The sequence below is a fragment of the uncultured Parasphingorhabdus sp. genome, assembly GCF_963975735.1.
Lineage (GTDB): Bacteria > Pseudomonadota > Alphaproteobacteria > Sphingomonadales > Sphingomonadaceae > Parasphingorhabdus.
Window position 1 is genome coordinate 64,451 of record NZ_CAXBIA010000004.1, and the last position, 22,034, is coordinate 86,484.

At 57.0% G+C, this 22,034-nt stretch carries 20 protein-coding genes; 2 read left to right on the top strand and 18 right to left on the bottom strand.

What is annotated here, in order from left to right; genetic code table 11:
- Positions 1 to 114: 114 nt before the first annotated feature.
- The 4 genes from ligA to AACZ86_RS07490 all read right to left on the bottom strand — a co-directional run bounded on the left by ligA (position 115) and on the right by AACZ86_RS07490 (position 5,768).
- Positions 115 to 2,400, bottom strand: a complete 2,286-nt coding sequence (ligA, locus tag AACZ86_RS07475) for an NAD-dependent DNA ligase LigA (RefSeq protein WP_339690933.1) — start codon at positions 2,398 to 2,400, stop codon at positions 115 to 117.
- A 56-nt stretch (positions 2,401 to 2,456) separates the two neighbouring features.
- Entirely contained in the window at positions 2,457 to 3,179 is a 723-nt protein-coding gene (locus AACZ86_RS07480; protein WP_339690935.1) for a cistern family PEP-CTERM protein, read from the bottom strand.
- Between the two features lie 82 nt (positions 3,180 to 3,261).
- A complete protein-coding gene (gene recN, locus AACZ86_RS07485; protein WP_339690937.1) occupies positions 3,262 to 4,926 on the bottom strand; it encodes a DNA repair protein RecN in 1,665 nt (554 codons plus the stop codon).
- 56 nt (positions 4,927 to 4,982) lie between these two features.
- Complete coding sequence (locus AACZ86_RS07490; RefSeq protein ID WP_339690939.1) at positions 4,983 to 5,768, bottom strand: outer membrane protein assembly factor BamD; 786 nt, start codon at positions 5,766 to 5,768, stop codon at positions 4,983 to 4,985.
- Here AACZ86_RS07490 and AACZ86_RS07495 point away from each other — a divergent pair, their 5' ends adjacent.
- Entirely contained in the window at positions 5,769 to 5,963 is a 195-nt protein-coding gene (locus AACZ86_RS07495) for a hypothetical protein (protein WP_339690940.1), read from the top strand.
- Here AACZ86_RS07495 and pnp read toward each other — a convergent pair.
- The 13 genes from pnp to AACZ86_RS07560 form a co-directional block, all read right to left on the bottom strand.
- The gene (gene pnp, locus AACZ86_RS07500; RefSeq protein ID WP_339690942.1) at positions 5,960 to 8,251 is read right to left on the bottom strand and encodes a polyribonucleotide nucleotidyltransferase; all 2,292 of its coding nucleotides are present in this window, start codon (positions 8,249 to 8,251) and stop codon (positions 5,960 to 5,962) included. The two genes, AACZ86_RS07495 and pnp, sit on opposite strands and share 4 nt — an antisense overlap.
- Positions 8,252 to 8,518: 267 nt before the next feature.
- Positions 8,519 to 8,788: a 30S ribosomal protein S15 gene (gene rpsO / locus AACZ86_RS07505; RefSeq protein ID WP_339690944.1), complete on the bottom strand. Its 270-nt coding sequence runs from the start codon at positions 8,786 to 8,788 to the stop codon at positions 8,519 to 8,521.
- A gap of 25 nt (positions 8,789 to 8,813) precedes the next feature.
- Positions 8,814 to 9,851: a tRNA pseudouridine(55) synthase TruB gene (gene truB, locus AACZ86_RS07510; RefSeq protein WP_339691167.1), complete on the bottom strand. Its 1,038-nt coding sequence runs from the start codon at positions 9,849 to 9,851 to the stop codon at positions 8,814 to 8,816.
- Positions 9,852 to 9,878: 27 nt separating this feature from the next.
- Positions 9,879 to 10,613 carry a hypothetical protein gene (locus AACZ86_RS07515; RefSeq protein WP_339690945.1) on the bottom strand — a complete coding sequence of 245 codons (735 nt, stop codon included), beginning with the start codon at positions 10,611 to 10,613 and terminating at the stop codon, positions 9,879 to 9,881.
- Positions 10,610 to 11,146 carry a GNAT family protein gene (locus tag AACZ86_RS07520; protein WP_339690947.1) on the bottom strand — a complete coding sequence of 179 codons (537 nt, stop codon included), beginning with the start codon at positions 11,144 to 11,146 and terminating at the stop codon, positions 10,610 to 10,612. Before AACZ86_RS07520 ends, AACZ86_RS07515 begins: the two co-directional genes overlap by 4 nt.
- On the bottom strand, positions 11,139 to 11,717 hold the full coding sequence (locus AACZ86_RS07525; RefSeq protein WP_339690949.1) for a thymidine kinase: 579 nt from the start codon (positions 11,715 to 11,717) through the stop codon (positions 11,139 to 11,141). Before AACZ86_RS07525 ends, AACZ86_RS07520 begins: the two co-directional genes overlap by 8 nt.
- Before the next feature lie 89 nt (positions 11,718 to 11,806).
- A complete protein-coding gene (gene rbfA / locus AACZ86_RS07530) occupies positions 11,807 to 12,217 on the bottom strand; it encodes a 30S ribosome-binding factor RbfA (RefSeq protein WP_339690951.1) in 411 nt (136 codons plus the stop codon).
- A 102-nt stretch (positions 12,218 to 12,319) separates the two neighbouring features.
- Positions 12,320 to 14,890, bottom strand: coding sequence for a translation initiation factor IF-2 (gene infB / locus AACZ86_RS07535; RefSeq protein ID WP_339690953.1), 2,571 nt, complete (start codon positions 14,888 to 14,890; stop codon positions 12,320 to 12,322).
- Positions 14,891 to 14,953: 63 nt separating this feature from the next.
- Positions 14,954 to 15,637 (bottom strand): DUF448 domain-containing protein, encoded by a 684-nt coding sequence (locus AACZ86_RS07540; protein WP_339690955.1) that lies wholly within the window; start codon positions 15,635 to 15,637, stop codon positions 14,954 to 14,956.
- Positions 15,618 to 17,249, bottom strand: coding sequence for a transcription termination factor NusA (gene nusA, locus AACZ86_RS07545; protein WP_339690957.1), 1,632 nt, complete (start codon positions 17,247 to 17,249; stop codon positions 15,618 to 15,620). The genes AACZ86_RS07540 and nusA overlap by 20 nt, the downstream gene beginning before the upstream one ends.
- 2 nt (positions 17,250 to 17,251) lie before the next feature.
- Positions 17,252 to 17,809, bottom strand: a complete 558-nt coding sequence (gene rimP / locus AACZ86_RS07550) for a ribosome maturation protein RimP (RefSeq protein ID WP_339690959.1) — start codon at positions 17,807 to 17,809, stop codon at positions 17,252 to 17,254.
- A gap of 125 nt (positions 17,810 to 17,934) precedes the next feature.
- Entirely contained in the window at positions 17,935 to 18,909 is a 975-nt protein-coding gene (locus AACZ86_RS07555) for a calcium/sodium antiporter (protein WP_339690962.1), read from the bottom strand.
- A 90-nt stretch (positions 18,910 to 18,999) separates the two neighbouring features.
- A complete protein-coding gene (locus AACZ86_RS07560) occupies positions 19,000 to 20,217 on the bottom strand; it encodes an argininosuccinate synthase (protein ID WP_339690964.1) in 1,218 nt (405 codons plus the stop codon).
- 100 nt (positions 20,218 to 20,317) lie between these two features.
- Between AACZ86_RS07560 and AACZ86_RS07565 the strand changes: the two genes are divergently transcribed.
- The gene (locus tag AACZ86_RS07565; RefSeq protein WP_339690967.1) at positions 20,318 to 20,761 is read left to right on the top strand and encodes a DUF1801 domain-containing protein; all 444 of its coding nucleotides are present in this window, start codon (positions 20,318 to 20,320) and stop codon (positions 20,759 to 20,761) included.
- A gap of 17 nt (positions 20,762 to 20,778) precedes the next feature.
- Here the strand turns inward: AACZ86_RS07565 and AACZ86_RS07570 are convergent, their stop codons facing one another.
- A complete protein-coding gene (locus AACZ86_RS07570) occupies positions 20,779 to 22,029 on the bottom strand; it encodes a cyclopropane-fatty-acyl-phospholipid synthase family protein (protein WP_339690970.1) in 1,251 nt (416 codons plus the stop codon).
- Between the last annotated feature and the right edge of the window lie 5 nt (positions 22,030 to 22,034).

The following is a 22,034-nucleotide window of genomic DNA, read 5'->3' on the forward strand; positions in this document are numbered from 1 at the left end:
CGGCCTTGACTGAATGCTCCCTTCTCCCGTGAGGGAGAAGGGGGGTCTCAACCGCCCAACAAGGACTTCGGGACAAGATGTACAAACCAGCTAGCTCTGATCGAGGCAGATCCGTCACCCCGCCGCAGCGACAATCTCCGCCCAGGCGGCCTCGTCGATCACTTCAATCCCCAGTTCAGCCGCCTTTTTCGCTTTCGAACCCGCGCCCGGTCCGGCAACCACCAGATCAGTTTTCGCGCTCACCGAACCGGAAGCCTTGGCGCCCAGCGCCTCGGCTTGCGCCTTGGCTTCGTCGCGGCTCATGGTTTCCAGCTTGCCGGTGAAGACCACCGTTTTTCCGGCCACCGCACTGTCGCGGGTTTCGACGATATAGTCGGGCGGGGTAACCTGTTTCAGCAGGTCTTCCCAGACCGCGACATTATGCGGTTCGTGGAAGAAATCCGCCAGCGCCTGCGCCACGGTCGGGCCGACGCCGTCGATCGAGGTGATTTCCGCCCAGGCCGCATTACCCGCTTCGGTTCCGGTCGTATGAGGCGAAGCCTCTCCGTTCGTGTCGAGCGAAGTCGAGACACCGGTATCCGCGCCCTCCCCGTCTCTCGACTGCGCTCGAGACGAACGGTATTTTTCCGATTCTTGCGCAATCTCGGCAATTTCCCGCAACCGCGGCAGTGTTCTGAAATTCTTCAGCAAATCCTTTGCCGTTACTGTGCCGATATGCCTTATGCCCAGCCCGAACAGCAGCCGTGCCGCATCCGGTTGCCGTTTCTTTTCCACAGCCGCCAACAGATTATCCACAGACTTGTCCTGCCAGCCTTCGCGCGCCAATATATCGGCGCGATGCTCGTGCAGCCGGAATATATCCGCGGGACTTTCCAGCCAGCCCGTCTCGATAAATTCGGCGATGCTTTTCTCGCCCAGCCCGTCGATGTCGAGGGCAACCCGCGAGACAAAATGAGCCAGACGCTGGAACCGCTGCGCCGGGCAGATCAGACCGCCGGTGCAGCGCACATCGACCTCGCCTTCCTCGGCGACCGCTTCGCTGTCGCATTCGGGGCAATGTTCGGGGAAATGATAAGGCTGGCGTTGTTCGTCGCGGGTCAGATTTTCGACCACCTGCGGGATCACGTCCCCTGCCCGCTGGATCACCACCCGGTCGCCCGGCCGCACCCCAAGCCGTTCAACCTCGTCGCGGTTGTGCAGCGTCACGTTGGAAACCACAACGCCACCTACTGTGACGGGTTTCAGGCGCCCTACCGGCGTCAGCTTGCCGGTCCGTCCAACCTGGATATCGATACTCTCCAGCGTCGTCTGCGCCTGTTCCGCTGGAAATTTATGCGCTAATGCCCAACGCGGCGCTTTGGCGACGAAACCGAGCCGTTGCTGCCAGTCGAGCCGGTCGACCTTGTAGACCACACCATCGATATCATAAGGCAAGTCCGCCCGTTCCGCCTCGATATGGCGATAATGGGCGAGCATCTGCTCGAGCGTCTCAAACCGCTGAACCAGCGGCGACACCGGCACGCCCCAACTCTCGATCGCCTTCATGACGTCAAATGCCGCCTCGCCCGGCACGTCGCTATGCACGCCCCAGCCATGCGCCCAGAATTTCAGCGGCCGCTTGGCGGTGACATTCGCATCTTTCTGCCGCAGCGAACCGGCAGCAGCGTTGCGCGGATTGGCGAACTGGCGGATTTTCTCGGGATCGAAGTCGACACCCTTGGCCTCCGCATCGGCCCTGCCCTCGTCCATCAGCCGCTCGTTGATCCCGGCAAAATCGGCCTTGGCCATATAGACCTCGCCACGGATTTCGAACAGGTCGGGGATGGTGTTGGAATCGCCGTTCGTGTCGAGCGAAGTCGAGACACCTGTTCCCGCCTCACCGTCGCTCGGCTGCGCTCGAGACGAACGGAGAGATTGCGGAATATCCGAAATCATCCGCACATTAGCGGTCACATCCTCGCCAACCTGCCCGTCCCCGCGCGTCGCAGCCAGCACCAGCTCGCCCTTCTCGTAACGCAGCGAACAGGACAGCCCGTCAATCTTGTCCTCGGCGGTCACCGCCACCGGCGCGCCCTCGTCCAGATTGAGGAACCGCCGCACCCGCGCCAGCCATTCGGCGATATCCTCGTCGGAAAAACCGTTGTCGAGGCTCATCATCCGCTGGGCGTGGGTAACCTTCGACAATGGCGAAGCCGCCACCGCCGCGCCAACCAGCCTGTTCGGACTATTCTCCCGCACCAGATGCGGGAAGGCCTCCTCCAACTCGTTGTTCCGCCGCACCAGCGCGTCATATTCCGCATCGGAAATTTCCGGCGTGTCTTCGGCGTGATAAAGCTTGTTATGCTTCGCGATCGTGCGCGCCAGGCGCATCAGTTCGTTGGCTGCTTCGGCTTCGTTCATCACAAGGCTTTAGCCGCATAGAAACACGAACAAAAGCCGCTAAAATCAAGTTTTATTCAGGAGAGAGCGAAGCGCTTCCGTGATGCCACCGGTGCTGTGCGCAAGGCTCCACCAATCAAGCCAAAACCGAATATCAGCATCATCCAGGTGGCCGGTTCCGGCACAGCGTTCATCGTACCTATCCCGACACCGCTGTCGGACCCATTGATACCCGGCGCAATTGATTGAAAGCGGGTAACAAAATTATCCAGCTCAATCGTATTGGTTGCATCCGCAAAATTGATCGAAAACGTACCTATACCGGTCTGGTTTTGTGTGAGGCCATTGGGCCCACCGGTACAATTATTGCCGCCTGTTGCGCGGAAACATATCTCGCGTACTCCAAGGCCTTCGGGAAAATTATTATTGGCGGCTGAAAACGGATAGGCTCCGGTCGCCGAAAAAGAGGAAATCGTATCTGTCGATGTCACATCAAAGCCAAAAGACCGGAGGCGCGATGCATTGGTTGAATCATTGGCCAGCGAATAGCTGAAATTATATGTTGTGTTGCCATTGGTGGCCCCAACAAATGTAAATTCTTGCGATGCGCTGATCAGTGACGTCATCGAGCCGGCGACTTTGCCTTCATAGTCTATCGAAAATGTGCTTCCTGAAACGCTAGAATCGATAAGAACTGCGGCAGTTGACGGCATAGCCACCAAAGAAGTCGCGAAAAATGATAACGATATTAAATGTTTATACATGTTTATAACTCTACGTTTATGCAGACCCGCGTTCATGCATTCTATTGAACCCTTGTTGAGCAAATTGCAAATCTGACCAAAGGAGGCTGTCCTGTTTTGGTACAATATGTGGCAGCACTCAAACCCCCTCCAGCAACCGATCCGCCTGCGCTCTCGCCTCATCGGTCACATCCGCACCCGAAAGCATCCGCGCAATCTCCTGCCGCCGGCCTTTGTCGTCCAGCGCGCTGACATCGGTGCGCGATACGGTGCCGCTAAGCGACTTGTTGATCAGCATATGGGCGTCGCCCTTGGAGGCGACCTGCGGGCTGTGGGTTACAACCAGCAGCTGGGCGCCTCTCGATAGCCGCGACAGGCGGTCGCCGATCGCCGACGCCACCGCGCCGCCGACGCCGCGGTCGACTTCGTCAAAAATAATGGTTTTCAGGCCATATTCTTCGGCCAATGCAACTTTCAGGGCGAGAATAAACCGGGAAAGTTCGCCGCCCGACGCAATTTTGCCCAGAGGTGCCAGTGGCGCGCCGGGGTTGGTCGAGATCAGAAACTCGACCCGGTCCATTCCGCCTTTATTCCAATGCTCTTCGGGCAATAGTTCAAGCAAAGTCTCAAATCTCGCCGCATCCAGTTTCAGCGGCGCCAATTCTCCGGCCACCGCTTTGTCGAGCGCTTTCGCTGCCTTGCTCCGCTGCGCCCGCAGATTCTCCGCAGCCGCAATGTAGGATTGTTTCGCCCCGGTCAAAGATGCTTCCAAATCTTCCAATGTCCTGCCGCCATCGCTGATCGCGGCCAGCTTGTTCTGCAGTTCGCTGAGCAGGTCCGAAAGCTTGTCCGGCTCCACCCGATGCTTCCGCGCCAGGCCCCTCAGATCGAACAGCCGGGTCTCCATATCGTCGAGTCGCTGCGGGTCGAAGCTCAACGCAGCCGCCGCTTCGTTGAGCTTGTCCTCGGCTTCGCTGGCGTCGACAATCGAGCGGTCGAGCGACTCCAGCGCCTCGCCGAGCAAGGGATGACCTTCGGAGATCATGTCGAGCCGCCGCGCCGCCGCCCTCAGCGAGGCCAACCCGCCGTTGGAACCGTCAAAAGCCGCGCGAATCGCTTCGAGATCGCCGGTCAGCTTCTCGCCCTTCATCATCGTCGCCCGGTCCAGCGCCAGTTCCTCTTCCTCGCCTGGTTGCGGCGCAAATTTGGAGAGTTCCGCAACGCTATGCTCGAGATATTCGCGGTCCTGTTCCGCAGCTTCCTGATCCTGTTTCGCCTGCTCCAGCGCCGTTTTCGCCGACTGCCAGGCCTCATAGGCATCGCGAACCACATTGCCTTCGACACCGGCGAAAGCATCGAGCAACGCTCTATGTCCCTTGGGATTGATCAGGCCGCGATCATCATGCTGGCCATGGATTTCAATAAGCTGCCCGCCCACCGTGCGCAGCAGCGTCGCCGAACAGGGCTGGTCGTTGATGAAGGCGCGGCTGCCACCATCGGCCTTGACCGATCGCTTGATGATCAGCGGCTCGCCAGGTTCGATTTCAATATCATTTTCGGCGAGCGTAGCGGCCAGCTTGCTGCCCTTGGCGGGTGATGCAAAACTGGCGGTAACCTGTGCCTTTTCGGTGCCCTGCCGGACCAGACCGCTATCCGCCCTATTGCCGAGCGCCAGCCCCAGACTGTCGAGCAGGATAGACTTGCCCGCGCCGGTCTCGCCGGTCAGCACCGTCAGGCCCGACCCGAATTCGAGATCAAGCGCTTCGATCAGTACAATATCGCGGATGGAAAGGGACTGCAGCACAATACCCTCTTAAAACACGTTTACTCTAGCTGCAACGCATTGCAGCACCTGTATTCCTAACTGGCCACGTGCTTGTTCACGAGATCATAAGCGCGCTCATACCATTTGGTACCCGGATAGTTGGCACCCAGCACAGCGGCGGTCTTCTTCGCTTCTGTCGGAACACCCAGCGCGAGATAGGATTCGGTCAGCCGCATGAGCGCTTCCGGCGTATGGGTGGTCGTCTGATATTTCTCGATCACCGTGCGGAACCGGATGGTTGCTGCGAGCCATTTGCCGCGACGCTGGTAAAAGCGGCCGATTTCCATTTCCTTACCGGCCAGATGGTCATTGACCAGATCCATTTTCAACTGGGCGTCGGCGGCATAGCGCGTATTGGGATAGCGACGGGAAACCTCGCCGAGAGACGCCAGCGCCTGCTCGGTGATTTTCTGGTCGCGAGTGACATCGCTGATCTGCTCGTAATAGCAGAGCGAGATCAGATAATAGGCATAAGCGGCGTCCTTGTTCCCCGGATGAATCGACAGGAAACGGCGCGATGATTCTATCGCCTTGTTATAGTCCGCGGCAAGATAATAGCTGAACGCGCTCATCTGCTGCGCCCGACGGGCCCATGGCGAATAGGGATGCTGGCGCTCGACTTCGTCAAACAGCGCCGCCGCAATCTTGTACTGGCCACGGTCAAGGCGGTCTTTTGCCGCATTGTAGAGCGTATCGACATCCCGAGCGACGTATTTCGTGTCGGTACCACTACCGCCACCGCCTCCCCCTAGCAAAGCACAGCCGGAAAGTAGCGAAGCGGAGAGACCCAATACGGCCCATTTGAGAATGTGTTTTTTCATATGGCAGACCTCTTAACCGCTTGTTTTCATCCAGCCAAGAACAAAGCAAAAAAACCGCTGGAGGAGATCAATACTCCCTGTTCTGTTTCAGCTTTACCAGAGATTAATCGGACGGTGCAGCCGGAAATATTCCCGGAAAAGAAAAGGGCCCGGATCGCTCCGGGCCCCTTGCTGTTTCATTTTGCGAAAATCTAGTCTTCGGTGATCGAAGCAGGCAATGGAATATCGCCGCCGTCATCCTTCGGACCATCATTGTTCCGGCCACGTCCGCCGCCGTCACGGCCACGGCCACCGCCGTCGCGTCCGCGACCGCCGCCACCAGCACCGTCACGGCGTGGTCCACGAGGCTTGTCACCGCGTGGTTCGCGTGCAGGACGCGTATCTTCGAGCTCTTCGCCGGTTTCCTGATCAACAACCCGCATCGACAGACGGACCTTGCCGCGCTGGTCGATTTCGAGAACCTTGACCTTGACTTCCTGGCCTTCGCTCAGTTCGTCAGAGACCTTCTCGACACGCTCGTTCTTGATTTCGGAAACGTGGACGAGACCGTCCTTGCCGCCCATGAAGTTCACGAATGCGCCAAAGTCGACGAGGTTCACAACCTTGCCGTCATAGACTTTGCCGACTTCGGCTTCTTCAACAATGCCCTTGATCCATGCGATTGCCGCATCGATCTGGGATTTGTCGGAAGAGGAAACCTTGATCAGGCCTTCATCGTCGATGTCTACCTTCGCGCCGGTTTCTGCAACGATTTCGCGGATCACCTTGCCGCCGGTACCGATAACTTCACGGATCTTCTCTTTGTTGATCTGCAAGGTTTCGATGCGCGGAGCATGTTCGGACATTTCAGTCCGGGTGCCGCTGAGCGCCTTGCTCATTTCACCGAGGATATGAGCACGACCGCCACTGGCCTGTTCCAGAGCAGACTTCATGATTTCCTGCGTAATGCCGGCTACCTTGATGTCCATCTGCAACGAAGTGATACCCTTTTCGGTACCCGCAACCTTGAAGTCCATGTCGCCGAGATGATCTTCGTCGCCGAGAATGTCGGAAAGAACCGCAAATTCTTCGCCTTCGAGGATCAGACCCATCGCAATACCGGAAACCGGACGCGCCAGAGGTACACCCGCATCCATCATCGCAAGCGAACCGCCACAAACGGTCGCCATCGAGGACGAACCGTTGGACTCGGTAATGTCCGAGAGAACACGGATCGTGTACGGGAATTCTTCCACTGTCGGCAATACCGGACGGAGCGCGCGGAAAGCGAGCTTGCCATGGCCGGTTTCGCGGCGGCTGGTAAATCCGAAACGGCCAACTTCACCAACCGAATAAGGCGGGAAGTTATAGTGCAGCATGAAGTTGGTGTAGCTCAGACCGTCGAGACCGTCGATCATCTGCTCCGCGTCCTTGGTGCCCAGGGTCGTGGTCACGATCGCCTGCGTTTCACCGCGGGTGAACAGAGCCGAACCGTGGGTCCGCGGCAACAGGCCAACCATGGCTTCGATCGGGCGAACCTGATCGAGCTTACGACCGTCGATGCGGGTGCCGTCCTTGATGATGGCACCGCGAACGATTTCAGCTTCCAGCTTCTTGACCATCTTGCCGGCGGTCATCTGGGTCTGGCCGTCTGCATCGGCATATTTTTCTTTGGCTTTGTCGCGAACCTTGTTCAGCGCGTCGGAACGTTCTGATTTGTCGGTTTTCTTGTAAGCCGCAGCAATATCTTTTCCGACCAGCTTGCGCAGTTCGTCCTTGATAGCGCTATTGTCGTCACCGGCATCAAGCTGCCAAGGCTCTTTCGCAGCCTGTTCAGCCAGATCGATGATCAGGCCAGCAACCTGCTTGGATGCTTCATGGGCAAATGCGACAGCGCCGAGCATGACTTCTTCGGAAAGCTCTTGGGCTTCCGATTCAACCATCATCACTGCGCCCTGGGTAGCAGCGACAACCAGATCGAGTTCGCCTGTGGCAATTTCTTCCATCGACGGGTTCAGCTGATATTCGCCTTCTTTATAACCAACGCGAGCCGCACCGATCGGTCCCATGAAAGGAACGCCAGAGATGGTCAGCGCAGCAGAAGCTGCAACCATGGCGAGGATGTCGGGTTCGTTGACGCCATCATAGCTCATGACCTGACAGATTACGTTGATTTCGTTGTAGAAACCTTCCGGGAACAGCGGACGGCAAGGACGGTCGATCAAACGCGATGTCAGCGTTTCTTTTTCCGTCGCACGGCCTTCGCGCTTGAAGAAACCGCCCGGGATACGACCGGCGGCAGAGAATTTTTCCTGATAGTGAACGGTCAGCGGGAAGAAATCCTGCCCTTCGCGTACCGATTTGGCGGCGGTAACTGCGCACAGTACAACCGTTTCGCCGAGGGTCGCGAGAACCGCGCCGTCAGCCTGGCGGGCAATCCGGCCCGTTTCGAGAGTGAGGGTCTGTCCGCCCCATTCCATTTCGACTTTTTTGATATCAAACATTCGTATTTTCCTTTGTCCCGCCTGCCCTATGCAGTGCGGGGGCTTTCTTGTGTCCAGCAATCCGGCTGAACAGCGGTTCGGGGTCATTGTGCCCCTTTGCTTGGCCGATTCTCACCTTATTGCAAGAATCTGCCGATCTGCTCCTCCGCCAGGGCGGAAGTCCATCTCCCAGGTTTGCGTAAATTGGCACTTTCTGGAGATGGCCACCTGTCTACACAGGCGCACAAAGTGAAAACGGCCCCACTCAGGAGGCCGCCTTCGAAACTCTTATTTCCGGAGACCAAGGTCCTTGATCAACTTGGCGTAACGCGCGACATCTTTCTTGCGAAGATAGTCCAGCAGGCTGCGCCGCTTGTTCACCATCATCAGCAATCCGCGACGAGAGTGGTTATCCTTGTGGTGACCTTTGAAATGCTCAGTCAAGTTCACAATACGCTCTGTAAGCACAGCGACCTGAACTTCCGGAGAACCGGTATCGCCTTTGGTCTGGGCGAATTTTGTAATCAGTTCCTGTTTTTTTTCTGCGGTAATCGTCATTATTCATCATTCCTTCGAACATCTTTTACATATTGAACCCGCGGACCACCTTCACGGCGCCATCAACAATCTCTGCCAGAGCAACCGGAGAACCTAGATTCTCTGTCGCAAGAAAAAGCCCGTTGAGTGCGGGGTTCCCGATCAAATCCTGCTCGTCCAGCGTTAAGCCTTGCCGAAGCATTCTTGCCTGATCAGGGTCGAGGTCGAAAGCCGGGATGTCGTCCAGCCCCGCCTCAAGCGGCAAGAGGTATTCCTTAATGTCCGCGCCCTTACCAATTTCGTTGAGTTTGTCCAGCGAAATCGCCTGTTTCAAGCTGAACGGACCAGCCTTGGTACGGCGCAACATCGTGACATGACCAAACGTGCCAACGGCCCGGGCGATATCGCGGGCGAGCGAGCGGATATAGGTTCCTTTGGAGACATTGGCGGTGAGGGTTATTTCCTGAATTTCCTCCCTGTGCGAAGCATGGGGAGGGGGACCAGCGTTAGCTGGTGGAGGGGTCACCGCGCTTTCCGGCCCCTCCACCACGCCTTCGGCGCGGTCCCCCTCCCCAAAGCTTCGCTTCAGGGAGGAAATAGAAAGAGCGTATATAGTCACCCCCCGCAATTTCATCTCCACATCAACCCCTGCCCGCGCCAGATCATAGGCCCGCTTGCCATCAATCTTCAGCGCCGAATATTTTGGTGGAATCTGTTCAATCAGCCCGGTGAATTGCGGCAGAATAGCTTCAACCTCCGCCAGCGACGGCCGGTGGCCGGACGTCTCCGTCACCTCCCCTTCGACATCCAGCGTTTCGGTCTCACTGCCGAAGCCAATCGTAAATTCATAAATTTTGGTTGCATCGAGCATCCGCCCGCACAGCTTCGTCGCCTCACCGATCGCGATCGGCAAAACCCCGGTGGCCAGCGGGTCCAGCGTCCCGCCATGACCGACTTTCAGCTTGTCCTTGCCCTTGCCGAGAAGCCCCGCCTCGCGCAGATTGCGCTTCACCGCGCCGACGGCTTGCGTCGATCCCAGTTCCAGCGGCTTGTCCAATATGATCCAGCCATGGGGCTTTTCCATCGTCAATCTATATCCTGCCTGAAAAGACTAGTTTTTATCGGAATCAAATTCATAACCATCGCCGATATCGTCAAAAAGGATCAGCGGCTTGCGGCTGATCTTGCTCCACACTTCAGGAACATGAGCGTCTTCAATACTGCCGTTGTCGGTTTTTTTGCGCCGCGTCAGATAATTGATGCTGACAATATTCAATGCTCCGGACCCACGATGCACATGATGATTGTCATAGCCGATCAGCCCCAGCTGCCTCCCCTTCAGCCGAAACGAAAATGTCCTGTTGAACATGTCCCAGCTGCCCGCACTGGACCAGAAACCGATATTTAACCGCATGACGCCCTTGTCGATAGTCAGCGAACCATCCGAGGCGTTGTCAATCGGATCATCGATCATCGCGCCGCCGGTAACGGGGATGATCTGGTCGTTCTGAGCGATCCGCAAATATCCGCCACCCGCTTGCTTTAGCGCCACCAAGATTGTCCGCGGGTTACCGTCATATGGACCTGTACCCACACCGTTGCCTTCAATGACCAGTTTCGGGTCATTCTGCCGGATGATAAGCGCCAGATCCGGAAGCCCGTCCCTATCCAGGTCACCCTCGACGGATTTCTCCAGATACCAGCCATCGGGAACAAATCCTTCGGCGGAGACAGAATTCAACGGGATCGAAGCAGTGCCGGATCGATCCCCGACATCATCACATGCAATGCTTGCTGTATTCGCCAGCAGCAACGCCGGGACCAGGATCGAAAGCCTCGTCTTCACAAGCTCCACTCTTCCTTGAGCAACCCGAAAACGGCGGTATCCCGGACATAATCCGTCCAGGTAATCCGGTTCTTGCGCAATGTACCCTCATGCGTCGCACCGAGTTTCAACACGGCCGCCATCGAGCGTTTGTTACGGGTATCGACACGGAATTCGATCCGGGTAAATCCGCAGGCAAAGGCATGATTGATCATCAGTTTTTTCATAATATTGTTGAACCCGCTGCCGCGCACCGACGGCGCGATATAAGTTCCGCCAATTTCGACTACGTCGAACTGATCCGGGTTGATATAGTTGGTCATGCCGACGACCGTGTCTGTTTCGCGATTGATCACTGCAAAGCGAACCCAATTGCTGGTATTGTGGAAGGCTTGGATAGCCTTGTCGAAATTCTCGTCGAGCATCGAAACCGGATAGATTTCCCAGATATCCTGATCCTCAGCGCAGGCAGCGCGCAGCGGTTCGAGATGATGTTCGGCCAGCGGTTCGAGACGAACGGGGCCCTCTTCCAGTATTTTCGACAGCTTATCCATCAAGCCGCTCCCGGAAATGTTTCCGGCACAGCGCAATATAGCTTTCATTGCCGCCGATTTCGGTTTGTTCACCCGCAGCAATCGCCTTGCCGCTTTCATCTATGCGCAGGTTCATCGTCGCCTTGCGCCCGCATTCGCACACGGCTTTCAGCTCGACCAGACTGTCGGCAATACCGAGCAGCTTTGCCGAACCAGGGAATAAATTGCCCTGAAAGTCGGTGCGCAGACCATAGCAAAGTACCGGGACACCGCTCTCGTCCGCCAGTCGCGCGCATTGCCAGACCTGATCTTCGGTCAGAAATTGCGCTTCGTCGATCATCACGCAGGCCAGCCTGGCTTGCTCATGTTCGGCGGTCACAGCACTTAGTAAATCCGTCGTTTCGCTAAATCTATGCGCATCGGCGTGCAGGCCAATCCGCGAGGCGATGGCGCCAAAGCTCGCCCGATTGTCGATCGCTGCGGTCCACAGCATGACCTTCATGCCGCGCTCGCCATAGTTGAACGCCGCCTGGAGCAAATTGCTCGATTTTCCGGCGTTCATCGACGCGTAATAGAAATAGAGTTTGGCCATGTGGACGATCTCATAACCGTTCGTGCTGAGCCTGTCGAAGCACTTTTGCGTCCTGAAACCGTCCTTCGACAAGCTCAGGACGAACGGCGCTATTCCTCGTCAGCCTCTTTCGCCAAATCCTGCGCAACCTTGGGATTGTTGAGCAGGCTTTCGATATGCTCGGCAGTATCAAAGCTTTCGTCCGACAGGAATTTCAGCTTTGCCGCATATTTCATCTGCACCCGCTTCGCGACTTCCTTCTGGAAGAATGCGGTGTTGGTTTTCAGCGCCTTGAGCACGTCCGCCTCGTTCGCGCCGAGCAACGGCTTCACAAACACCGTCGCGTGGCGCAAATCGGGAGACATGCGCACTTCGGTGACGCTGACACTATGCGATGTCAGCACCGCATCATGTACTTCTCCGCGCATCAGCAGTTCCGACAATATATGCCGGACCTGCTCGCCGACGCGCAGCAAGCGGACCGAACGACCTTCGGGGGATGTATCGTTATATTTTGCCATCGTTGTTATCTCCCCCCTCCCGCTTGCGGGAGGGGTCGGGGGTGGGAAGGTCGAGGTAGCCCGAAGGCCTACCCCTGCCCCCTCCCGTAACCGGGAGCGAAATTAAATAATCCGCTCGCGTTCTTCAACCTCGAACACCTCGAGCATATCGCCCGGCTTGATGTCGTTGGTATCCTCGAGCACCGCACCACATTCCATACCGGCGCGTACTTCCTCGACGTCATCCTTGAACCGCCGCAGCGACGCGATCGTCGTTGCGCTGACGATGACATCGTCGCGGGTAAGACGGGCGAACAGGCCTTTGCGCAAGGAACCTTCGGTAACCAGCAAACCGGCTGCCTTGTCTTTCTTGCCCGACTTGAACACGTCCTTGACCTCGGCGCGGCCCATGACATTCTCGATCTTCTCGGGACCCAGCTCACCAGCCATTTCCGCGCGAATATCGTCGGTCAAAGCATAGATGATGTCGAAATATTTGAAGCGGACGCCGTCCCGCTTGCCGATTTCCCGGGCCTTCGCATTGGGACGGACGTTAAAACCGATGATCGGCGCCTTGCTGGCTCCGGCCAGAGTCACGTCCGATTCCGTGATCGCGCCGACACCGCTGTGCAGGATCCGCACCTTGATATCGTCGTTCGAGATTTTGTTCAGCGCCTGGACAATGGCTTCGGTCGACCCCTGGACATCGGCTTTCACCAATACCGGGAATTCCACCGCGCTATTTGCCGCCGCCGAGAACATGTTCTCGAGGCTGGTCGGCACCTGAGTGGTGCGTTTCAGCTTGTTTTGTTCCGCACGATATGCGGCGACTTCGCGGGCACGGCCTTCGTTTTCGACCACAGTCAGCTTGTCGCCGGCAGATGGAACGCCGGAGATACCGAGCACTTCGACCGGTGTCGAAGGTCCGGCTTCCTTGACCTGCTGGCCCTTGTCATCAATCAGCGCGCGAACCTTACCGGTTTGCGAACCGACGACAAAGACATCGCCGCGTTTCAATGTGCCGCGTTCGATCAGCACAGTTGCAACCGGACCGCGCCCCTTGTCGAGCTTAGCTTCGACAACCGAACCTTCTGCAGGACGGTCGGGACGCGCTTTCAGTTCGAGCAATTCGGCCTGAACGTGGATTTTCTCCATCAGTTCGTCGAGACCGATTTTCTTGAGCGCCGAGACTTCGGCGTCGAGAACATCACCGGACATTTCCTCAACAATGACTTCATGTTCAAGCAGGCGGGTACGAACCGTGGTTGGATCGGCGCCTTCCTTGTCGATCTTGTTGATCGCGACAATCATCGGAACGCCGGCCGCCTTGGTGTGATTGATCGCTTCAATCGTCTGCGGCATCAAACCGTCATCGGCGGCAACGACCAGGATCACGATATCCGTGACATTGGCGCCGCGCATCCGCATTTCGGTAAAGGCTTCATGACCAGGCGTATCGAGGAACGTAACCTTGTCACCATTTTTCATGGTCACCTGATAGGCGCCGATATGCTGGGTAATACCCCCGGCTTCACCGGCAACCACATCGGTTCCGCGCAATGCGTCGAGCAGCGAGGTCTTGCCGTGATCAACATGGCCCATGATCGTAACGACTGGCGCACGTGGCCGCAGCGTTTCTTCCGGATCGACGTCAGCCTGGGTGTCGATTTCGACATCAGCTTCCGAGACACGCTGGATATTGTGGCCGAATTCCTCGACCAGCAATTCTGCGGTATCCTGATCGATCGTCTGGTTGACGGTGACCATCGAACCCATTTTGAACAGGGATTTAACGAGGTCCGCGCCCTTTTCGCCCATACGTTTGGCCAGTTCCTGCACGGTAATGGCTTCCGGCACGATAACGGAACGGATCTGCTTTTCACGTGGCTCGGATGGCCGACCCGACCGCTGAGCGCGCTTTTCTTTTTCCCGGGCACGTTTCAGGGCAGCGAGCGAACGCGCCCGTGCCGCGCCGTCTTCGCCACGCAGAGCGCGGTTGACGGTCAGCTTGCCCGATTGACGGCGATCGTTGCGATCGTCGCGTCCGACTTTCTGTTTCTCTTTTTCTTTTTCCGGTTTCGGGCGTTTCGGCGCTTCCACAGGAGTGAATTTGCGAGCCGGTGGTCGCGCAGCAGTGGTACCGGCCGCAGCGGCTGGCGCTTCTTCCGGCTTGTCTGCCGACGCGGGTTCCGCATCAGCAGGAGCCTCCGCCGCCGCTTTTTCTGCGGCTGCAATTTCTTCCTGCGCCTTGAGCGCCTGCTCTGCTTCGGCCTTGCGGTTTTCTTCCGCCCGCTTTTTCTCTTCTGCGGTCTGCTCTTTCTTCTCGCGTGTGTCGCGTTTACGGGCTTCCTGCATCGCCTCGAGGCGTGCTTCTTCCGCTTCGCGTAACAGTTTCGCCTGTTTTTCCTGACGGGTCAGACCATCATCCGCTTTAGGCGCAGCTGCCGGCTTTTTCGGCGCTGCCTTGGGAGCGGGAGTAGGTGCCGGAGCGGGCACAGGAGTTTCCTTGACGATTTCTTTCGCCGCTTCCTGTGCGCCGGGTTTCCCGACAAGTTTCTTGCGCTTGACCTCGACCACAACCTTGTTGGTGCGTCCATGGCTGAACGTCTGTTTGACTTCGCCAGGTTCAACCGAACGCTTTAAGCCCAAAGGCTTGCGTGCAGGTTTTGGCGTATCTTTTGTATCTTCACTCATCGAACAGACTTAATCCCTAAAAATAAACATTTTCAATATATTACCTGGTCTTCCTAGACCAGATTAAGCAACTTTCTTTTCCGCTTCATCCGGTACTTCATCATTACCGATGAAGTGAAGCCATCTTGCGAGCATATGCGAAAGCCGCTCTGCTGCGCGTCTATCTATAATCCCGATATGAACAACATTCTGGCGGCCCAATGCCACAGAAAGGCACTGACGGTCCACAGGCAAAGTCATTCCGCGCAAATCTTGCCCTTCCCGATCACTGCCGACGCGCCAGGCTTGCGCAAGCTTTGACGACCCGTCTTGCCCGGCATCAGACGCGTGAAGAAGCATGAACAGCTCCTCGCGCCTTGCTGCAGTTTCGATTTTTTCTGAACCGGTTAACAAAGTCCCGCCACGGGCTTCGAGCCCCAGCCTGTCCAATGTGGCGCGTTCCAGCGCTTTTTCAAGCTGGTCTGCCAGATTGGCCGGAATATCGAGCGGGCCGGTCTTGAAGGCACGCGACAATGCCGCTTTAAGCTGGCCCTTGGCAAGCGCTGTCTCGAGCCCGGCCCGATTGACACTAATCCACGCCCCGCGCCCCGGTGCCTTTGCCCGCACATCCGGCGCGATTTGTCCTTCCGGACCCATCGCGAGACGCACCAATTGCTCCGGAGAGAAGCTCTCTCCGGTTAAAATGCATTTACGGTGTGACGTGCGATCTAGAGGGTTAGACCGCGTTTCATTGGGTGGATTCCGCATTTGCGTCCTCCCCGGTTTCCTCGGTCGCAGCAGCTGCCGCTGGCTCGTCTTCGTCCTCGAACCAGTGTGCACGTGCCGCCATGATGATCTCGTTGCCCTGCTCTTCGGTCAGACCATATTTGGCCAACACGCCGTCTGGCTCGGGCTTGCGCGTGTCGTTGCGGCGACGCGGTTCCGATTTGCGCTTCAGAACGAGTTCGTCGGTAGCGAGATCGGCAACATCGTCGAGAGTCTTGAGGCCTGCTTCACCCAGCGTCACCAGCATGGCTTCGGTCAGATGCGGCAGTTCGGCAATGGCATCCTCGACGCCCAGTTCGGTGCGTTTTTCCCGCGCAACCGCTTCACGCCGTTCCAGCGCCTCGAGAGCACGATTCTGCAATTCGGCAGCAAGCTCTTCGTCAAAGCCTTCGATATTGGAGATTTCTTCCGGCGCAACATAAGCGACTTCTTCAAGTTCGCTGAAGCCTTCGGCCACCAGAAGCTGCGACAATGTTTCGTCAACGTCCAGGTCTTCCTGGAACATCTCGGTACGGGCAGCAAATTCGGCTTGCCGTTTTTCGCTCGAGTCCGCTTCGGTCATGATATCGATCGCAAGACCGGTCAGCTGCGAGGCCAGACGGACATTCTGTCCGCGACGGCCAATGGCAAGACTGAGCTGGTCATCAGGAACCACAACCTCGATCCGTCCTTCTTCCTCGTCGATAACAACGCGGCTAACCGTCGCTGGCTGCAAGGCATTGACGACGAATGTCGCAATATCTTCCGACCATGGAATGATGTCGATTTTCTCGCCCTGCATTTCCTGCACGACAGCCTGAACGCGGCTACCCTTCATGCCGACGCATGCGCCAACCGGGTCAATCGAACTATCGTGGCTGATCACACCGATCTTGGCGCGAGAGCCCGGATCGCGGGCTGCTGCCTTGATTTCGATGATGCCGTCGTAAATTTCCGGCACTTCCTGTGCGAACAGATGCCGCATGAAATCAGGGTGGGCACGGGAAAGGAATATCTGGGGTCCACGATTTTCACGGCGCACATCAAGAATGAGCGAACGCACGCGATCGCCAACCCGGGCGGCTTCGCGCGGGATTTGCTGGTCGCGGCGAATAACGCCTTCTGCACGGCCGAGGTCGACGACCACATGGCCAAATTCAACCGACTTCACCACACCGGTGATGATCTCTCCGGCGCGTTCCTTGAATTCTTCAAATTGCCGGTCGCGTTCGGCATCCCGAACCTTCTGGAAAATCACCTGCTTGGCAGATTGCGCGTCAATACGGCCCAGATCGACTTCCGGCAGCGGATCGACGATAAAGTCGCCAACGCTGGAGCCCGGCTCCAGCTTTTCCGCCTGCTTGATATCGACCTGCTTGAAATAATCTTCGACTTCATCAACCACTTCGACAACCCGCCACAAGCGCAAATCGCCGGTTTTGACGTCAAGTTTCGCGCGAATGTCATTCTCTGCGCCATAGCGGGCACGAGCCGCTTTCTGGATCGCCTCCTCCAACGCTTCGATTACGATCGACTTGTCGATCATTTTCTCCGTTGCAACGGCGGTCGCAATAGCGAGCAATTCGGCTTTATTGGCTGAAATAGCACTGCCCATGATTAGTCTTCCTGTTCTTCTAAAGTCTGTTCTTCAATCTCGTCTGCACCCGCGGTGGAAACCGGAATGGTTGCAGCAATCAGTGCGTCGGTCAGAATCAGTTTCGCACTATGGACATTTGCCAAAGGCGTCTCCTGACTTCCCGTCTCCCGATCGTCAATCTTTATTATATCGCCTTCAATGCCTTCAAGCTGGCCGCGAAGCTGTTTCTTGCCGGCGATAGCCTCAATCAGGTTGATCCGTGCTTCATGGCCGGACCAATTTTGATAATCAGCTGCGCGCGTTAGTGGCCGGTCGATACCCGGCGAACTGACTTCCAGCCGGTAGGCATAGTCAATCGGATCGCGGCCTTCTTCTTCCATCATATCAAACTTTGCCGAGATGCGGCGCGACAAGGCGGCGCAGTCATCAATACCCAATTGTCCGGTTTCCGGACGCTCGGCCATGATCTGCAAAGTGGGCTCTTCCGCTCCGGACACGAACTCCACCCGCACCAGATCAAAGCCCAAAGCATCCGCTTCCGGCTTAATCAGATCTGTCAGTGTCGCTATATCAGTCAAATAAATTCCATTTCCGTATGCAAAAACCTTGGCTGCCGGCCCCGTCTGGCGCCAGCCCCTTCAAATCTCACAATGTTGGGATGACTGCTATTTAGGGAGAGATTCTCGATATTGCAACGCCTGATTCAAACAGCCACTACATTATAGACAAGCAGTGCCAGATAAGTGACCAGCAATATCCCACCTTCGATGCGCGTTATCCTTCGCCCGGTTGCGGCAAATATCAGCAGCAGGACCGAAGCGGCGATCAGCACAGGCAGGCCGAAACCGGTAATTTCGCCCGGAATCGTGCCGGGAGCGATGATCGCGGTGACCCCGCCAATCAGCAACAGATTGAAGATATTGGAGCCCAGTACATTGCCCAATGCAACGGCGCTTGCACCCTTGTAGGCCGCGATCACCGAGGTCACGAGTTCGGGTAGCGAGGTTCCGATGGCGATAACGGTCAAACCGATCACCGCTTCGCTCATGCCCACGAGGCGTGCAAGATCAATCGCGCCCTCAACCAGCCACCGGCCGCCCATAACAATCAGGACGATCCCGACAACCAGCACCAATATCGACCGCCATAACGGTTGCACATCATGCAAATGCGTGTCGGAAATTTCCAGGGATTCGGCTTTTTCGTGCAAGGCCGTAGCCCCGACCGGCTGCGTCTGTTCCGCCCGATAGGCATAAGCCAGATAGGCCATCAAAACGATCAGGAAAGCACTGCCAATGGCGATCGTGATCCCCGTAGTGCTGGCGACCAGCCACAAAACAACGGTCGCAGCCAGTGCCAGCCCGCCGTCGCGCCACAATGGTCCTCTGGGCACTACCACGGGCAGGATCAGCGAAGCGGTACCGAGAATGAGCAGGCTGTTCGCAAGGTTGGAGCCGACGATATTCCCCCAGGCGATACCGGGCGATCCGGCAAGCGCCGCCTCTACGCTGGCCACCAGTTCCGGTGCAGACGTACCGAAACCGACGATTGTCAATCCGATCAACAGCTCGGACATCCCTGCCCTTTCGGCCACGCGGACTGCGCCTCGGACCAGCAGTTCGCCGCCAACTATCAGGACGACGAAGCCTACGAGGAGCAGAAGGAGCGGGATCAGCACGACTTAAACCCTACAGTGGGTGCGACGGCGCCGAGACAGGTCGTCTCATTGCCATCGCAACTCCGCGACAAGCGCGGAGCACTGCAAATATCAGCCATTGCGCTTGCCGAGCAATTTCAACCGCAGCGCGTTGAGCTTGATGAAGCCTTCCGCGTCCTTCTGGTCATAAGCACCGGCGTCATCTTCAAATGTGACGACCTTCTCGCTGTAGAGACTGTCCTTTGATTTGCGCCCGACCACATCGACCGATCCCTTGTAGAGTTTCAGCCGGACGGTGCCGTTGACCCGTGCCTGACTGTGATCAATAGCGGCCTGCAGCATCTCGCGCTCCGGCGAGAACCAGAAACCGTTATAGACCAGTTCCGCGTAGCGCGGTGCCAGTTCATCCTTCAGATGGGCCGCGCCGCGGTCCAGAGTCAGCTGCTCGATGCCGCGGTGGGCAGCGTGATAGATGGTTCCGCCCGGCGTTTCGTACATGCCGCGCGATTTCATCCCGATATAGCGGTTCTCGACCAAGTCGAGCCGGCCGATGCCATGTTCGCGACCATAATCGTTGAGCTTCTCGAGCAAGGTCGCCGGGCTCATCCCCTCGCCATTGATCGCGACGCCATCGCCGCGCTCGAAATCGACGGTGATATATTCCGGCTTGTCCGGTGCATCTTCCGGATTGTTGGTCCGCGAGTAGACATAGTCCGGAACTTCTTCCCACGGATCTTCAAGCACTTTGCCTTCCGAAGACGTGTGCAGCATATTGGCATCGCAGGAAAATGGCGATTCTCCGCGCTTGTCCTTGGGAATCGGAATCTGGTGTTTTTCGGCAAATTCGATCAACCGGGTCCTGCTGGTCAGGTCCCACTCCCGCCACGGAGCGATTACTTTCACGTCCGGATCAAGGCCGTAATAGCCAAGTTCAAAGCGGATCTGGTCATTGCCCTTGCCGGTTGCGCCATGGGCCACGGCGTCGGCACCGGTCAGCTTGGCAATCTCGATCTGACGCTTGGAAATCAGTGGCCGGGCGATCGAGGTGCCGAGCAGATACAGGCCCTCATAAAGCGCGTTGGCGCGCATCATCGGAAAGACGAAATCCTTGACGAATTCTTCGCGCAGATCGTCGATAAAGATATGTTCCGGTTTGACGCCGAGCGTTTCGGCAACACGCCGCGCAGGACCCAATTCTTCGCCCTGCCCCAGATCGGCGGTGAAGGTCACGACCTCGCACTGATATTCCTGCTGCAGCCATTTCAGGATGACGCTGGTATCAAGGCCGCCGGAAAAGGCCAGAACCACACGCTTTACGGAATCGCTCATTTTATCGTCTTTCAAAGAGTAGAACCCAGATTAGACTGGCCGCCTAACAGGGTCCAATTTTCGGCGCAATATGATATGTCGGGACTGTTAGGAGAGTCTGATGGCAAAAGCAGAACTGAAAACCAAAGCGACCGATGCCGATGTCACCGCTTTCATCGAAAGTGCAGAGCCCGAGCGCCGAAAGGCGGAGGCGCATCAACTGATTGATCTGTTTCGTAAAATCACGGGTGAAGAACCCAGGATGTGGGGCCCAAGCATCATCGGATTTGGCAGCTATGACTATAAATATGAAAGCGGACGCGAGGGAACGATGTGCCGCGCAGGATTCTCTCCGCGTAAGGCGAAGCTGTCGCTCTATCTGATGGGAGCTTATTGCACGCCGGAAGCGCGGGCAGAGCAAGATCGGTTATTCGGGCTGCTCGGCAAGTACAGCGTCGGCAAGTCCTGTCTCTATATAAACCGGCTCGAGCAAGTGGATATCGCAGTTCTGGAACAGCTGATCCGCAACAATTGGGATTTGATGAACGAGCGCTATCCGCAATAGCGGCATCATAGAAAGAGTTACGTCGCCAGCTTTTGCTCTGCCGCCGCGATATAGTCGCGCGTGATCGGCAAGGTCCGCCGGTTGCGGCTGAACTGGATCTGGTAATTGCACATACCGCCGTTTTCAAACGCCGCCGTCGCGCCAGCCAGATAGAATATCCACATCCGGTAGAAACGCTCGTCATATAGCGCGATGATCTTTTCCCGGTTTTCCACCGTTCTTTTATACCATTCTCTCAGGGTGAAGGCGTAATGGAGCCGCAGATTCTCGACATCCGTCGCGATCAGGCGAAATTGCTCGCTGGCCGCCAGCGTTTCGCTCAGCGCCGGTATATAGCCGCCGGGGAAAATATATTTGCGGGTAAAGGCATCGGTCGTCCCGGGACCGCCCATCCGCCCGATCGTGTGCAGCAGCATCACCCCGTCATCGGTCATCAGGTTGGCGCAACTGCGAAAAAAAGTGCGAAACTGCGGCGTGCCAACATGTTCGAACATGCCGACCGAAACGATCCGGTCAAAGGTGCCGGCATCGCGCCGCGCAAGGTCTCGATAGTCGATCAGTTCGAACTTCACCTTGTCGGCGACGCCTTCCTTCTCGGCCCGCGCCCGCGCCTTTTTAAGCTGTTCTTCGCTCAGCGTAATGCCCAGCACTTCAACGCCGGTTGTCCGGTGCAGATAGAGCGCCATGCCGCCCCAGCCGCAGCCGATGTCGAGCACCCGCTGGCCCGGCCTCAAATCCAGCTTCGCGGCGATATGCGCCTTCTTGTCAGCCTGCGCCTGTTCCAGCGTCATATCCGGCCCGCGCCGGTCGAAGTCCCAATAGGCGCAGCTATATTGCAGGTCATCATCCAGAAACAGGTCGTAGAGATCATTGCCGATATCATAATGATGCGCGACATTGCTTTTCGACCGGCCGAGGAAATTTATCCGATCCAGGCTTCCCGCCACATGGTCACGAAGCTTTTTGAATGCACTTGGATCCTTGAGCTTGCCGCCACGTTCGAACGGTTTGTTGGCGCGCAACAGCTGCACCAGTTGCATGATATCGCCCTGTTCGACGATCAGCCGGCCATCCATGAACGTCTCCGCTGCGCCGAGCCGCGGATCGAGCAATATTTGCCGCATCACATTCTTGTCAGCGAGCCGGATGCCGATATCGGGATAGCCGTCGGTCGGCGTGCCATATGCTTCGGTCGATCCGTCGGGATGAGTGACCTTTATAGAACCCTTTTCAATCACGCTTTTTAGAAAACGTCCCAAAATCGACATTCATT